Annotated in this window: 11 protein-coding genes; 5 read left to right on the forward strand and 6 right to left on the reverse strand. The window is 73.0% G+C overall.

Features of this window, described 5'->3' with window-relative positions; genetic code table 11:
- Window positions 1–49: 49 nt before the first annotated feature.
- Window positions 50–1,963: a DUF2339 domain-containing protein gene (locus JYK18_RS12095; RefSeq protein WP_206802175.1), complete on the reverse strand. Its 1,914-nt coding sequence runs from the start codon at window positions 1,961–1,963 to the stop codon at window positions 50–52.
- A gap of 98 nt (window positions 1,964–2,061) precedes the next feature.
- Here JYK18_RS12095 and JYK18_RS12100 point away from each other — a divergent pair, with 98 nt between their 5' ends.
- From JYK18_RS12100 to ptsP, 3 genes are read left to right on the forward strand one after another with little or no spacing between them, the layout of a single operon-like run.
- The gene (locus tag JYK18_RS12100) at window positions 2,062–2,931 is read left to right on the forward strand and encodes a ribokinase (RefSeq protein WP_206802176.1); all 870 of its coding nucleotides are present in this window, start codon (window positions 2,062–2,064) and stop codon (window positions 2,929–2,931) included.
- Window positions 2,932–2,967: 36 nt separating this feature from the next.
- Window positions 2,968–3,771, forward strand: coding sequence for a hypothetical protein (locus JYK18_RS12105; RefSeq protein ID WP_242579071.1), 804 nt, complete (start codon window positions 2,968–2,970; stop codon window positions 3,769–3,771).
- A gap of 3 nt (window positions 3,772–3,774) precedes the next feature.
- Window positions 3,775–5,412 (forward strand): phosphoenolpyruvate--protein phosphotransferase, encoded by a 1,638-nt coding sequence (gene ptsP, locus JYK18_RS12110; RefSeq protein WP_206802177.1) that lies wholly within the window; start codon window positions 3,775–3,777, stop codon window positions 5,410–5,412.
- Here the strand turns inward: ptsP and JYK18_RS12115 are convergent.
- From JYK18_RS12115 to JYK18_RS12135, 5 genes are read right to left on the reverse strand one after another with little or no spacing between them, the layout of a single operon-like run.
- On the reverse strand, window positions 5,396–6,010 hold the full coding sequence (locus JYK18_RS12115; RefSeq protein ID WP_307795878.1) for a DUF1707 domain-containing protein: 615 nt from the start codon (window positions 6,008–6,010) through the stop codon (window positions 5,396–5,398). The two genes, ptsP and JYK18_RS12115, sit on opposite strands and share 17 nt — an antisense overlap.
- Window positions 6,007–6,774, reverse strand: a complete 768-nt coding sequence (locus JYK18_RS12120) for a DUF1707 domain-containing protein (protein WP_206802178.1) — start codon at window positions 6,772–6,774, stop codon at window positions 6,007–6,009. Before JYK18_RS12120 ends, JYK18_RS12115 begins: the two co-directional genes overlap by 4 nt.
- A 57-nt stretch (window positions 6,775–6,831) precedes the next feature.
- Window positions 6,832–7,464, reverse strand: a complete 633-nt coding sequence (locus JYK18_RS12125; RefSeq protein ID WP_206804180.1) for a response regulator transcription factor — start codon at window positions 7,462–7,464, stop codon at window positions 6,832–6,834.
- A gap of 14 nt (window positions 7,465–7,478) precedes the next feature.
- Complete coding sequence (macS, locus tag JYK18_RS12130) at window positions 7,479–8,621, reverse strand: MacS family sensor histidine kinase (protein ID WP_206802179.1); 1,143 nt, start codon at window positions 8,619–8,621, stop codon at window positions 7,479–7,481.
- Window positions 8,618–9,766, reverse strand: a complete 1,149-nt coding sequence (locus JYK18_RS12135) for an AI-2E family transporter (protein ID WP_206804181.1) — start codon at window positions 9,764–9,766, stop codon at window positions 8,618–8,620. Before JYK18_RS12135 ends, macS begins: the two co-directional genes overlap by 4 nt.
- 310 nt (window positions 9,767–10,076) lie before the next feature.
- Here JYK18_RS12135 and JYK18_RS12140 point away from each other — a divergent pair, with 310 nt between their 5' ends.
- Window positions 10,077–11,021, forward strand: coding sequence for a hypothetical protein (locus JYK18_RS12140; protein ID WP_206802180.1), 945 nt, complete (start codon window positions 10,077–10,079; stop codon window positions 11,019–11,021).
- A gap of 203 nt (window positions 11,022–11,224) precedes the next feature.
- Window positions 11,225–14,482, forward strand: a complete 3,258-nt coding sequence (locus JYK18_RS12145; RefSeq protein ID WP_206802181.1) for a chaplin family protein — start codon at window positions 11,225–11,227, stop codon at window positions 14,480–14,482.
- Window positions 14,483–14,531 lie beyond the last annotated feature (49 nt).

Here is a 14,531-nt window from a genome sequence, read left to right on the forward strand (position 1 = left end):
AGCACTCGCCTGATTGTCGCATTCGGGAGCGGATAAGTTACAAAGTCCTTCACATTCGCATAGATCCAGTGGGGTCGTCTTGGGCTGAACGGGTCGCGCTGACCAGCCTGGCGTACCGCGTACCTGCGGCGAGCAGCACCAATCCGGCCCCGAGGAAGGCGCCGACGCGGGCCATGCCGTCGAGCGAGGAGAGGTCGAACAGCACCAGCTTCGCCAGCGCGGCGGCGACGAGCACCAGCCCGGTGATCCGGAGCGCCTTCCGGCGGAGGCCGCGCAGCAGCAGGACCAGCGCGGCGACCGTCCACGAGACGGTGATCAGCGCGTGGCCGATCAGGAAGCCGAGTTCGCCGTCGACCAGCAGGCGCACCGGGTAGAGCACGGTGCCCGCGGCGCCGTAGAGCACCGCCATCCCGGCGACGACCGCGACCAGCGGGGTCACCGACTTGGCCGCCTCGGTGCGGAACGCCGCCACGGCCAGCAGCACCGCGGCGAGCGCGATGAGCGGCGAGACCGCGGCCGCGGTGATCAGCACGTCGGTGGCGGGACCGGTGCGCGGCACGCGCAGCAGCAGAATCGGCGAGGCGGCACCGGCCATCGCGGTGAGCAGCCCGGCCACCCCGAAGGCGGCACCGGCCGCCACCATGCCCTTGCTCTTCAGCCGGATCGCGACGGCGGCCAGTGCGATCGCTTCGGCCAGCACCACGATCACCTGCGACTCACCGGAGAGCGCGACCGCCGTGGTCTCGAAGGCGAGCACCGACGCGAGCACGCCCGCGGTCATCGCGACCCCGGAAGGCAAACGCTTGCGCCCGCCGATCCAGAGGCCGGTGAGCACGACGGTGAGGCCACCGGTGAACGCGGCGGCGAGCGGGCGGTCGAGCAGGAACGGCAGCAGCATCGTCGGCAGCGGTGCCACCGCGAGCAACGCGATCGGCGTGACGTCGGCGCGGTGGAGCGCGGTCGTCGCGGTGGCCGTGGCGAGCACGAGCAGCGAGGTGAGCAGCGCGAGCACGGCCACACCGAGGCTCGGGCCGGTTTCGAACCAGGCACCGGCGGCGAACGAGACGGTGAGGGCGCTGCCCGCGATCGGCGGCAGTCCGGCGGCCAGCACCACGCCGGGCCACTCGCGGCTCAGCTGGATCGGGGCCGCGGCGACCGCCAGGATCAGCAGGAAGGTCATCAGCGAGACGGTGAAACCCGAGGTGAGGACCGGCGCGCAGACCGCGCAGCCGAGCAGCACGAAGACCGCGAGGCCCTGCGCCTTCCAGTACCCGGCGAGCGCCAGCCCGCCGACGGCGACGACCAGCCCGAGCAGCAGGCCCGCCCAGGACGGCAGCAGTTCGAGGAAGGTCGTGGCCGCGACGATGTCCGCGTAGAGCACGGCGACGCCGGTCGCGGCGAGCGCGAAGGCACCGGTGCGGGCGGCGGGGTTGCGGTGCAGCCAGACGCCGAGGCCGGCCAGCGTCCCGCCGAGCGCGGCGCCGAGCACCACGCGCGGCACCGGGCCGACCCAGCCACGCTGGATGGCGAGCACCAGCAGCAGCACGACGCCGAGCAGGGTGACCGCGCCGCCGATCCAGGCGAGCACCTTGCTGCCGGCGCCGTCCTTGGCGAGCTTGTCGGCCAGCGACGGCTTCGGCGGGCGGGGCTGGTAGGGGTGCTGCTGCTGGTAGTGGGGCTGCCAGCGCGGCATCGGAAACGGCGGCACCAGCCCCGGCGGCGGCGTGCCCGGGGGCGGCGGCATCGGCGGCTCCTGGGCCGCGGTGGGCGGCGTGACCGGCGTCGGCTCGGGTGCGGGCGGTGGTTCCGGCGCTTGCTCCGGGGACGCCTCTGGGGATACCTCCGGCGGCTGTGCCGGGGGCAGGGCGCGTAGTTCGGCGCCCAGGGTGCTCAGGCGGTCGGCGATCTCACCGAGTGCGTCGGCGATTCGCGGCAGGGGGTCGGTCGCGCTGGGAGTGCCCATGCGTCCAGGGTCGGCCGCGCGGCCCCGGCGCGGATCCGTAGCTCTACTCAAACCACCATGACGATTGGGTGACGGGCCACCCTGGCAGGCTGGGTGCCATGACCGCTGAAGTCCTCGTCGCCGGGTCGATCAACGCCGACCTGGTGGTCACCGCCGATCGACGGCCCGGCGCGGGTGAGACCGTGCTCGGCGGCGACACCGTCCTCCTCCCCGGCGGCAAGGGCGCCAACACCGCCGTGGCCGCGTCGCTCATCGGGGCCCAGGTGGCCATGGTCGGCGCGGTCGGCGACGACGCCAACGGCCGCCTCCTGCTCGGGTCGCTGCGCGAAGCCGGGGTCCGGGTCGACCTCGTCCGCACGGTGGACCGGCCGACCGGCGCCGCCTACATCGTCGTCACGCCGGACGGGGAGAACTCGATCCTCGTCTCGCCCGGCGCGAACGGCGCGCTGGAACCGTCCTCGGTGGACGGCGCGTTCGACGGCGCCCGGGTGCTCGCCGTCTCGATGGAGATCCCGCTGCCGACGGTGGAGCACGCGGTGGTCGCCGCCGCCGAGGCCGGGGTGCGGGTGCTGCTGAACCTGTCGCCGGTGGCGAAGGTCAGCCCGCGCACCCTCAACGCGGTCGACGTCCTGCTGGTCAACGAGCACGAAGCCGCCTGGCTGCTGGAATCCGACGACGCCGACCCCCGCGGCCTCCTGGAGCTGGGCCCCTACTCCGCGGTTGTCACCAGGGGCGCGAAGGGCGCGCTGGTGATCACCGCCGACGAGGTGGTCGAGGTGCCGTCGCCGAAGGTCGAGGCGGTGGACACCACCGGCGCCGGGGACGCCTTCACCGGCGCGCTCGCCGCGTCGCTGGCCGAAGGCGCCTCCCTCGCCGACGCCGCCCGCCTGGCGGTGAAGGTCGCCGCCATCTCGGTGACCCGCTCCGGCGCACAACCCTCCTACCCCCGCGCGGGCGAACTCGACTGAGGGAATTCGGCCCACCCGCGCGGCGTTCCCCGAAGGGTGAGCTTCGACGCGGCGTGGCGCCAGGGGTACGTGGCCCGGCTCGCGGCGGTGGTCGCGGCCAGACGCCCCGGCGAACTGGAGCTGATGCCGCTCGACGACACCGTCGCCGCGCTCGGCCACCAGGGCGAGGTCGAGCTCGGGCACCAGGAGGTCCCGGTCGACGACATCGTCGGCACGATCGCGCGCAAGGGTGACTTCGACCGCCGGTTCCGCCCGCGCAACCGCGCCCTCCGCGACCGCTGGGAGCGGCTCGCCGACGCCACCAGCACCGAACCGGTCCGGCTGGTGCGCCTCGGGCAGATGTACTTCGTCGAGGACGGGCACCACCGCGTCGCGCTCGCCAGGGCACGCGGCATCGTCAGCCTCGGCGCCCGTGTCCGCAAGATCTGCACCATCTCCTGCGCCACCCGCTGCTTGACCGTGGCGGACCTGCCGGTCAAGGCCGCCGAGCGGGTGTTCCTCGAACGCGTCCCGCTGCCCGACGACGTGCGCTGGGGCCTCTGGCTCGACCACCCGGCCGACTGGCTCCGGCTCGCCGACGCCGCCGAGGCCTGGGGCTTCCGCCACCGCCTGCACGACCGGGTGCGCCTCGCCGAGACCTGGTGGGACCAGGAGGTCCGCCCGGTGGTCGCCGGGCTCGCGTTGCGCGGCGTCGAGCCGTACGACGTCCGCGCCTACCACCGGGCGTTGCGCGAACGCGAAACCCTCGGCGCGACCAGCTTCGACGACACCGTGGTCGCGCACATCCGGCACCGGCTGATCGGGGACTACACTGGTCCGCCGTGGCACGGTATGGTCTAGACCATGTCGTCGACGAAGCTGTCTGGGGTCGCGGTCAGTCCCGGCCGCGCGAGCGGTCCGGTGGTCCGGGTGGCCGAGCCGCTGGGGGCGCCCCCGAGCACCCCGGCCCCGCCGGATCCCGCCGCCGAGGCCGCGCGGATCGAGCCCGCCGCCCAGCTGGTCGCCGCCCGCCTGGAGAAGCAGGCCGAGACGGCCACCGGTGAAGCCGCCACGATCCTGCAGACCACCGCCGCGATGGCCGCCGACCCGACGCTGGTCAGCCAGGCCGAAGGGCTGGTCGAGAACGAGCGCCTGCCCGCCGCCCGCGCGGTGCACCAGGCCGCCGAGGGCTTCGCCGAGATGCTCGCCGCCGCCGGTGGGTACATGGCCGAGCGCGTGCGCGACATCCACGACATCCGCGACCGCATCGTCGCCGAACTGCTCGGACTCGCCCCGCCCGGCGTGCCCGAGCTGGCCGGGCCGAGCGTGCTGGTCGCCCGTGACCTCGCCCCCGCCGACACCGCCGGGCTCGACCCGGCGAAGGTGCTCGCGCTGGTCACCGAAGAGGGCGGCCCCACCAGCCACACCGCGATCCTCGCCCGTGCGCTCGGCATTCCGGCCGTGGTCGCCGTCCGAGGTCTGCTCGCGTTCGAGGCCGACGCGCTGATCGTCGATGGTGACACCGGCGAGGTCGAACCGGCCGACGCGAACGCGCCGATCCTGGCGGCGACCGCGGGCGGACCGGCCGAGTGGGACGGCACCGGCGTGACCGCCGACGGCCACCGGGTCAAGGTGCTCGGCAACGTCGGTTCCGCGGCGGACGCGCGGGCCGCGGCGGACGCGGGCGCCGAAGGGGTCGGCCTGTTCCGCACCGAGTTCTGCTATCTCGACGCCAGCACCGAACCGACGGTCGAGGCGCAGCGTGCCGCGTATGCCGCCGTGCTCGCGCCGTTCCAGGGCAAGCCGGTCATCGTCCGCACGCTCGACGCCGGTGCCGACAAACCGCTCGCCTTCCTCTCCCCCGACACCGAGCCGAACCCGGCGCTCGGCGTGCGTGGCCTGCGGATCGCCTTCGACCGGCCGGAAATCCTCGACCGCCAGCTGGAGGCCATCGCGCTGGCCGCACAGGACTCGGGCGCCGAGGTGTCGGTGATGGCGCCGATGGTGGCCACCGCCGCCGAAGCCGCCTGGTTCGCCGAGCGCGTGCACGCGGCGGGCATCGCCAGGGCGGGCGTGATGATCGAGATCCCGGCTGCCGCGCTGGCCGCCCGCGAGATCCTCGACGCCGTCGACTTCGTGTCGATCGGCACGAACGACCTCGCCCAGTACACCTTCGCCGCGGACCGCCAGCTCGGCGCGGTCGCCGCGCTCAACGACCCGTGGCAGCCCGCGCTGCTGCGGTTGATCGCGCTGATCGGCAAGGCGGCCAGTGAAACCGGCAAACCGGCCGGGGTCTGCGGGGAGGCGGCGGCCGATCCGCAGCTCGCGCGCGTGCTCACCGGGCTCGGGCTGACCAGCCTGTCGATGAACGCGCCCGCGGTGCGCGCGGTCGGCGCGAGCCTGGCCGCGGTCACCCGCGAGGAGTGCGAGGCCGCGGCAGCCGCGGCGCTCGCCGCGGCCGATCCGGTGGCCGCCCGTCAGGCGGTCAAGAACTCCAGGTGACGCGCCACGGCAGGCGCACCTGGACCCGCCCGAAGCGGTAGTAGCGCGGGGTCCGGATCTCCACGGACCCCGCGAACAGCGACCCGGACAGCACGAACTTCGGCCGCCCGGACGCGTGCTCGAACTCGGTCCGGTCGGTCAGCGTGCCCGCCTTCACCTTCAGGTCCGCTGTGGACAGTGAGGCGCCGGTGGGTAGCAGCAGTTCCACCGAGCCGGCCGCCACGCTCAGCTCGATGCGCACCTCGGCCTGGCTGAACTCGGCCTCGGTGAAGTCCAGTTCGGTCGAGCCCATCTGGTTCTGCACCAGGATCTCGTGCGGGACGCGCCAGCGCCCGGTTCGCCGCGAGCTGCCCATCAGCGTCCGGAGCACCAGCCGGTCCCGGCGCGCGGGCACGGTGCCGTTGACCCCGTGGTGCACCAGCCCGGGCAGATCGGTGAGCACCCGGTTCAGCTCACCGCGGGTGCGGGCGGCCAGCGCCAGGTCGGTGCGCGCGGTGAACTCCTCCAGGTCGAGCAGCCCCTGCCCGACGGCCTTCTGCAGCAACGCCGCGACGTGGTCCCGTTCGGCGTCGGAGACGCGCAGCTCCCGGTCACTCACCAGCGGGAACGGCGGCCGTTGCGCACGACCAGCGGGCCGCCGTGCACCCGCCCGGTCACGATGATGGTCGGCGAGCCCGCCGCGGGCTGCCGCTTGCGCTTGTCCTCCACCGAACCCCACTTGACCTCGGTGATCGAGTTGAGGTCCACGCCGGCCTCCTCCGGGACGACCAGCTCGACGCCGCCCCACTTGGTGTCCAGCTCGATGTAGACCACCGGCGAGGTGAGCACGGCCTCGGTGAAGTCGAGCTTGGTGCTCGCGTACTTGTTGCGCACCCGCAGGTGCGACGGCACCTGCCACTGCCCGCTGCGCTTGAGGTTCGAGCCGTGCGCGCGCAGTTCGAGCGGCTTGCCCGAGGGCGGCGGCGCGTACGGGTGCGGGGGCGGCACCGGCGCGGGGGCCGCTCCGGCGGCCAAGACCGGAGCGGCGTCTCGATGCACCAGCCCGGGCAGGTCCGCGAGCACGGAGTTCAGCTCGCCGCGGGTGCGGGACGCCAGTGCCTTGTCGGTGCGTTCGGTGAACTCGTCCAGATCGAGCATGCCCCGGCCGATCGCCTTCTGCAGCACCCCGACCACGTGCTCGCGTTCGGCGTCGGACACCCGCAGGTCGCGCGGGCTGAACTCCTTCGGCGACGGCGGTGCTTCCGGCGCTTCCGGCGCCGCCGGTGTCTCCACCGCCGTCTTCTGCTCCGCCTCGGCGACGGTGTCCTTGTCGCCGTCCGACTCGGCCGGTACCGGTAGCTGATCGGTCTGCGGCTCACCCATGCGGTCCATGCTAGATCCGGGGTCCGACCAGCGGATCGGGGATTTTCCCCGACCTTTTCAGTCCGTGTCCAGGCCGTGTTCGATGGCGTAGCGGGCCAGCTCGACCCGGTTGTGCAGCTGGAGCTTCCGCAGCGTCGACTGCACGTGGTTCTCCACCGTGCGGTGCGAGATCACCAGCTTCTCGGCGATCTGCCGCGCGGTCAGTCCTTTCGCGACCTGCCGCAGTACGTCGGTTTCGCGCTCGGTCAGCCGCGGGGGTTCGCCGCTGGTGGCCGGCGCGTCCGCCATCCGCCGGTACTCCCCGAGCACCAGGCCCGCGAGCCCGGCGGTGAACACCGTGTCGCCCGCCGCGGTCCGGCGCACCGCCTCGACCAGCTCCGCGGACGACGCCGACTTCACCAGGTAGCCGGAGGCACCGGCCTTCACCGCTTCCAGCACGTCCTCGTGCTCACCGCTCGCGGACAGCACCAGCACGCGGGTCTCCGGCAGCGCCGCGGTGATCGCCCTGGTCGCGGCCACGCCGGAGGTCTCGCCGAGGTTCATGTCCATCAGCACCACGTCCGGGCGCACGGTCTTGGCGATCCGGATCGCCGCGTCGCCGTCGGGCGCGGTGGCCAGCACCTCGAACCCGTGCTCGCCGAGATCCCTGGCCACCCCGTCCCGCCAGATCGGGTGGTCGTCGACCACCATCACCGAAATCGCGCTCACCCCGAGGCTCCCTTCGGCACGCGGATCTCCCACTCCGTGCCCGCTCCGGGCGCGGTGTCCAGGCTGATCGTGCCACCCAATCCGGTGACCCGGTCCTGGATGGACTTGGCCACGCCCAGCCGGCCTTCGGCGCGGGCCCGGTCCAGCCGTCCGTCGGGAATGCCGGGACCGTCGTCGCGCACCGATACGATCACCTCGTCCCCGAGGTCCTCCAGGAGCACCCACGCCTGGGCGCCCTCGGCGTGCTTCGCGACGTTGGCCAGTGCCTCGCGCACGGCGTCGGCCAGTTCGGTGGTGACGTGGGCGGGCAGCGAAACCGGACCGGCCGGGCCGGAGATGTGCACGGTCGACGTGCCGAGCAACTGCAACGCCGCGCGCAGGTCGGCCGTCTCGTCCGTGGGCCGCGTCGGCTCGGTGGTGACCAGCGCGCGCAGCGCGATCTCCTGCTCACCGGCCAGTTCCGCGAGTTCCGCCGCCTCGCCGCCCAGTTCGGCACCGCGCTTGCGGACGCGCGCGAGCACCTGGAGCACGCTGTCGTGGATCGACCGCGCCAGCCGTTCGCGTTCCGCGGTGGCCGCCTCCGTGCGCAACGCCTGGGCCAGCGCCGAACCGGAGCGCCGTGCGGTGCTCGCGGTCATCCCGATCAGCAGGCCGCTGGCCACCAGCAACACCCCGTCCCGGGCCACGTCGACGGTGAACTCCCCGCGCGCGAGCCCGGTGCACAACGCGATCACCAGCCCACCGGCCAGCCCGCCGACCGCGCCGAACCGGGCACCGGCGACCAGCGGGGGCACGGCCGCCCAGACGGTGGTGATCAGCGGAGCCGCCGCGGCGGCTTGCGCGTCGGACAGGATCCACGGCGAGGTCAGCACCAGGAACGCGGTGAACCCCACGTCGGCGACCACCAGCCAGCGCCACCGCCACCGCAGCGCCTCACGGGCGTAAACCAGGCTGGTCAGCACGGTCCAGGCGGCCATCACGCCGAGCACCAGCCAGGCGAGCCAGGCGCGGCGGTACTCGTCCTGGTGCACCACGCCGATCCCGGCGGCGAACAACCAGGTCAGCACCCGCAGCCCGATCGCGCCCCACCACAGCGGTGAGGCGAGGTCACGCGGGGTGGGGCCGAACCGCGCGGTCACTGGTCCGGGTCGTCGCTGTCGTCGGTGGCCTTCGTGTTCGGCTCGGCGCTCTGGTCCTGCAGCACGTCCACGTCGGCCGGATCGGGATCGCGTTCGTGCAGCAGCGACTTGATGCCGGAGTTGAGCACCGCCAGCAGCGGCACGGCGAGCAGCGCCCCGGCGATCCCGGCGGCGACCAGGCCCGCGGTGATCGCCAGCACCACGGCCAGCGGGTGCAGCTTCACCGCCCGGCCCAGCAGCAGCGGCTGCAGGATGTGGCTTTCCAGCTGCATCACCAGGATGACCACGCCGAGCACAATCAGCGCGGTGACAAAACCGTTGGTGACCAGCGCGACCAGCACCGCCACCGCGCCGGTCAGCACGGCGCCGATGATCGGCACGAAGGCACCGAGGAAGACCAGCGTGGCCAGCGGGATCACCAGCGGTACCCCGAGGATCCACAGCCCGATGCCGATGCCGACCGCGTCCACCACGGCCACCGCCGCGGTCGCGCGCACGTAGCTGACCAGCGAGGCGAAGCCGCGGCGACCGGCCACGTCCACCCGGTTGCGCACCTGGCGCGGCACGCCGCGGGTGAGGAAGGTCCAGATCTGCTCGCCGCCGGCCAGGAAGAAGATCAGGATGAACAGCGTCAGCACGAACCCGGTGAGCACCTCGCCGACGGTGCCCGCGGTGGTCAGCGCGCTGTCGGTGATGGTGGCCTGGTTCTTCTTGAGGAAGTCGATGGCCTGGTTGATGAAGTCCTGGATCTGCGTCTGCCGCAGGTGCAGCGGACCGTTGACCAGCCAGTCCTCGATCTGGTCGAGGCTGTCGGTGAGCTGCTGCTGCAGTGCGGGCAGGCCGCTGGTGAACTGCGCGACGACGAAGGTGAGCAATCCGCCGAGCAGGCCGAGCCCGCCGATCAGCACGATGCCCGCGGCCAGTCCCCTCGGCAGCCCGGCCTTGACCAGCCAGCCGACGCCCGGCGCCATCAGCGCGGCCAGCAGCAGCGCGATGGACAGCGGGATGACCACCACCGACAGGTAGCCGACCAGCCAGACGATCACGTACAACGCGGCGATCACCACGAGGAACCGCCAGGCGAGCGCGGCGCCGATCCGCAGACCGCGGGGAACGACGGTGGTCACGTCGAGCTCGACCGGCAGTCCGGGGTAGTCGGGGGCGGAAACGGCGGGCTTCTTCTCCTGCTCCGGCACATCCGACAACTTAGTCGGCGGGCGGGCAGGCCAGCAGGCAGACGGCCGGAAACGCCGCGCTCGATCACCCTCGGTGAGAGCCGGCGACACCGTGTGCTTTTCACACGATCGGGCCATCAAGGCGGTTCGAAGTCGCGTTCGCGGGGTCCCTTGGTCCAGTCTCGGTGTCGCGCCAACGGAACGTGATCACCTCACACCCTGAGTATCCGAGTTCGGATGCCTGGCGCCCGGAACACCCCAGACCGAGGAGTGCACGCAGGTGGCGGAAGTGGCGGCGAACCAGCGAGGCGCGAAGCGCGCCGGTCGCTGGACTTCGCGCGCCCTCCTGGTCGCCGGTGGTGTGCTCGCCGGCACCGCGGCCGCCTGGGCCTTCGCCACCGGCGCCTCCGCCGCCGACGCCCCGGTCGCCCCCGAGACCGACACCGCCGATCTCACCCCGGTCACCGACGCCACCGTCCAGGGCCTGGATGACCTCACCGGCGGTGTCTCCGAACTGACCGGCGACACGGCCGGTGCCGCCGCCCTCGCCACCGAGGTCCCGTCGACCGGGTCCTCCCGCGCGGTGCGCGAAGACGTCACCACCGCGGTCGAGGAGTTCACCAGCGAGGCCGTGGTCCGCCCGGTCGAGCGCACCCTCGGCGCCTTCGAGCGCATCGCGCGCCAGCCCGAGGACGCGCCGAAGGTGATCGAGCAGACGCTCACCCCGGCCAACCAGGGCGTGCAGGACTTCGGCAAGAAGTTCTGGGACTTCCTCCAGCCGAAGGGCGCGGACGCGCTGGCCGAACTGCCCCGGCTGCCGCTCGGCGGTGCCGACCCGGTGGTCCCGGAGCAGCCGGTGGCGGTGGTCCCCGACGCGGCCACCGACGTCTACACCGTCGCCGTTCCGGCCGGACCGCAGCAGGACGGCTCCTGGGTCGCCGGTTTCGACGCTTCGGGCGTCGCCGGTGCCACCGACGAAGGCGGCGCGGAAGACCGCGACCTGCCTTCCCCCTTCTCCCCGTTGCGCGCGCCGCTGGCGCCGCTCACCGTGCCCACCGTTCCCGGTGGCGGCAACTCCGCCGGCGGGCACTTCGACGGGCTGCTGATCGGCGTTCCCGCCGGTTCGGCCGCCGCTTTCGACACCGCTCCGATCGGCTCCGTCCGGTCCGGTGTCCGTCACCTCATGGTGGAACCGGGCGCGCAGCCCGGCGTCACGCCTGACTGATTCCCGCGCGGGGTGAGGACGGTTCGCGTCCCCCGCCGGTCACCTTTCCCGTGCCGGTAGTGCGCGTTCTCTCCTGAGTTCACCCCGCGGTTTCCCGCGGTCGCTTCCGACCGCAGCCCTCCTCCCGCACGCAAGCTGCAGAACGCAGGTTGCCAGGGAGCCACGAACCCGCAAGGGAACCCAAGGAAAAGGAGAACCCCTCAATGCAGACCTGGGCGAAGCGCGGCATCAAGACCGCGCTGGTCACGGGTGGTTTGCTGATGCTGGGTACCGGCATCGCTTCTGCCGACGAGAGTGTCAACCCCGACAGCCCCGCCGGCCCGCTCGACGCGAACCTGACCATCCCGGTTCAGATCGAGAAGAACGCGCTCGGCACCCCCGTCGGGCAGGCCAACCTCCCCGGATACAAGGGTGAGATCAGCACCAAACCGGTCACCAAGCCGCTCAAGGGCGTGACCGACCCGCTGCAGAAGGCCGCCGCTCCCGCCTCGAAGGCGACCGCCCCGCTCGCGGGCGTGACGGACAAGGCCACCAGCGCGCTTTCCTCGGCCACCAACAAGGCCGGTGCCTCGCGCACCACGCAGGACGTTTCCGGGCTCGACATCGACCAGACCGATGACGTGCTCAAGGGCAACAAGGTCGACCTCGACGTCACCGCGCCGATCCAGATCTGCGGCAACGCGATCGGCGTCATCGGGGACGCGGTCATCGAAGACGCGGACTGCGGCACCCAGTCGTACTCCAACGACGAGAACACCACCACCGACGGCAAGTACTCCGGCCTGGCGGGCAACGTGGTCGCGCTGGACTGGGCGCTGCCCATCCAGATCGCGGGCAACGCCGGCGGTGTCGCGGGCGGGTCCGGCTACACCTCGGGCAGCGCGGAGCAGGAGGTGACCGAGACCGGCGACATCAGCACGGACGGCACCGGCTCCGGCGCCTCCGGCAACGTGGTGGCCCCGCAGTTCGCCACCCCGGTGCAGGTCACCGGCAACGCGGCCTCGTGGATCCTCGGCAACGCCTACAGCGAGTTCGACGCCGAGACCGAGGCCGAGTCCGGCGGCTGGATCCAGACCAACGGTGACGGCGGCGCGGCCACCGGCAACGTGGTCGGTGTGCCGATCGCGCTCCCGGTCAAGGTCAACGGCGTGGCGGCGGGGGCATGGGGCTCCGACGCCGACACGGTGTCGCACTCCGAGGCCGACGCCACCGCGGGTGACACCACCCCCGGCCTCAACGACATCCCCGCCTACATCACCACCGAAGGCGACAAGGCGTTCCTGGCCGGGACCGTGGTCCAGCCGCAGGGCGCGCTCGTCGCCAACGTCGCGGGTGTCGCGGCGTCCTGGATCGGCAACGCCACCACCGGCAACGCCCAGGACGACGACTACGCCGGCGCCGGCTCCTCGTCCAGCGAGGTCGAGGCCGGTGGCTTCTCCAGCACCACGGGCCAGGACGGCGCGGGCTCGGGCAACATCGTCGACCTGCCGGTCGCGGTCCCGGTCGAGGCCTTCGGCATCGGCGGCACCTACATCGGCAACGCGCACGCCGCGCACGACAACGAGACCGACGCCAAGGCCGGTGAGGGCACCTACACCACCGGTGACGGCTCCTTCCTCGCCGCCAACACGGTGACCGGGCAGCCCGCGCTGACCGGTGAGGTGTTCGGCATCGGTGGCTCGCACATCGGGAACGCCTCGGGCACCTCGACCGAGACCAAGACCGTGCAGGCCGGTGGGTACAACGGCAGCACCGGCAACGACAGCTCCGGCTCGGGCAACATCGTCCAGGTCCCGCTGGCCGTGCCCGCCGAGATCTTCGGCGTCGGCGGCTCGTACATCGGGCAGGGCGAGGGCACCGCGTCCGAGACCAAGGAGATCACCGCCGGTGGCGGTGGCAACACCGACGACGACAACGGGTTCGGCAGCTCGAACCTCGTCGCCACCCCGCTGGCCGTGCCGGCGCAGGTCTTCGGCATCGGCGGCTCGCACATCGGCCGCGGCACCGGTGAGGCCACCACCGACACCCAGGTGACCGCCGGCGACGACGTCAAGGCGACCGGCAGCGAGGCCGGCGCCGCGGGCAACATCGGCTTCGTGCCGGTGGCGCTCCCGGTGCAGGTCCACGGCATCGGCGGGTCCTTCATCGGGACCGGCTTCGGCACCAGCGAGAACCTGACCGACGCGGTGGCCGGCGGCGACGCCACCACCGACGGCCAGGACGCGGCCGTGGCGGGCAACATCATCCAGGCGCCGTTCGCCGGTGCCGCCAACGTGTTCGGCTCCTCGGCCGGGCTGGCCGCGCTCGTCGGTGGCGACACCGCCGAGAACGACGTGGTCGCGCAGGCCGGTGGCGACTCCGAGACCAACGGTGACGGCAGCGGCCTGGGCGGCAACGTGATCAGCGCGCAGGGCCTGCCCATCGCGCAGGTCTTCGGCGACGCGGTGGCCGCGGCCGCCAAGGCCACCGGCTCGGCCTCGAACACCACCGACGCCACCTCCGGTGGGGACATCACCACCTCGGGCGTCGACGGTGCCTTCTCGGGCAACATCCTGGACGTGCCGGCCGCCGCGGTCGCGCAGGTCTTCGGCAACGCGGTCGCCGCCGCCGGGGTGGCCGACGCCACCGCCGACAACGTGACCAGCGGCAAGGCCGGTGGCGACACCACCACCGCGGGCACCATGGACAGCGTGTCCGGCTTCGACGGGCAGATCCCCGTCGGCGTCGTGGCGCAGGTCTTCGACGTCCCGCTGGCCCTGCTGGGGGTGGCGAACGCCGAGGCCACCAACGCCACCGACATCATGGTCGACAACCGCGAGCCGCAGATCGACCTGGGCATCGACGGTTCGGAGCTGCCGCTCGACGCGGTGCCCTCGCTGAACTGGCCGTCGCTGCCGGGCGTGCCGGGGGTTCCGACCGGACTGGGCCGCGACGGCGGCATGGGCCTGCCCACCAACGGGCTGCCCACCCCGGGCCTGCCCTCGGTCCCGTCCCTGCCGGGTCTGCCGTCCCTGCCGGGTGCGGCGGCGCAGCGCAACGACGCCCCGATGCCGTCCGTGCCGGGCGTGCCGGAGCTGGGCACCGTGACCGACCTGCCCTCGACCGGCACCCTGCCGATCGAGCTGTCGGGCGTGAGCCTGGACTCGGTCAACGTGTTCGGTGGCGGCCTGCCGACCGACGCGCTGCTGGGTGGCGGCCTGCCGACCGACGCGATCCTCGGCGGTGGCCTGCCCACCGACGCGGTCCTGGGTGGCGGCCTGCCCACCGGTGACGTGACCGGCGGCGTGCTGCCGACCGACGCGCTGCTGAACGGCGGCCTGCCGGTCGACCCGGCCACCGTCATCCCGATGGCCACCGAGCGCCAGGACGTGCCGACCGCCGACGTGCCCGCGATGGCGCAGGTCGACGGCCCGCTGAACGTGTTCCAGCGCATCCTGTCGGTGCTGACCGGCGGCAAGTGAGCTGACGCGCAACTGAACGAAACCGGGCCCCGGAGCAGCCAGCTCCGGG

This window comes from Amycolatopsis sp. 195334CR, assembly GCF_017309385.1.
Taxonomy (GTDB): domain Bacteria; phylum Actinomycetota; class Actinomycetes; order Mycobacteriales; family Pseudonocardiaceae; genus Amycolatopsis.

Excerpts from the sequence above, each read along its gene's own strand:
- JYK18_RS12145 (WP_206802181.1), top strand. The coding sequence starts at position 11,225 with ATGCAGACCTGGGCGAAGCGCGGCATCAAGACCGCGCTGGTCACGGGT.
- JYK18_RS12100 (WP_206802176.1), top strand. The coding sequence starts at position 2,062 with ATGACCGCTGAAGTCCTCGTCGCCGGGTCGATCAACGCCGACCTGGTG.
- JYK18_RS12120 (WP_206802178.1), bottom strand. The coding sequence starts at position 6,774 with ATGGGTGAGCCGCAGACCGATCAGCTACCGGTACCGGCCGAGTCGGAC.
- JYK18_RS12095 (WP_206802175.1), bottom strand. The coding sequence starts at position 1,963 with ATGGGCACTCCCAGCGCGACCGACCCCCTGCCGCGAATCGCCGACGCA.
- ptsP (WP_206802177.1), top strand. The coding sequence starts at position 3,775 with ATGTCGTCGACGAAGCTGTCTGGGGTCGCGGTCAGTCCCGGCCGCGCG.
- JYK18_RS12125 (WP_206804180.1), bottom strand. The coding sequence starts at position 7,464 with ATGGTGGTCGACGACCACCCGATCTGGCGGGACGGGGTGGCCAGGGAT.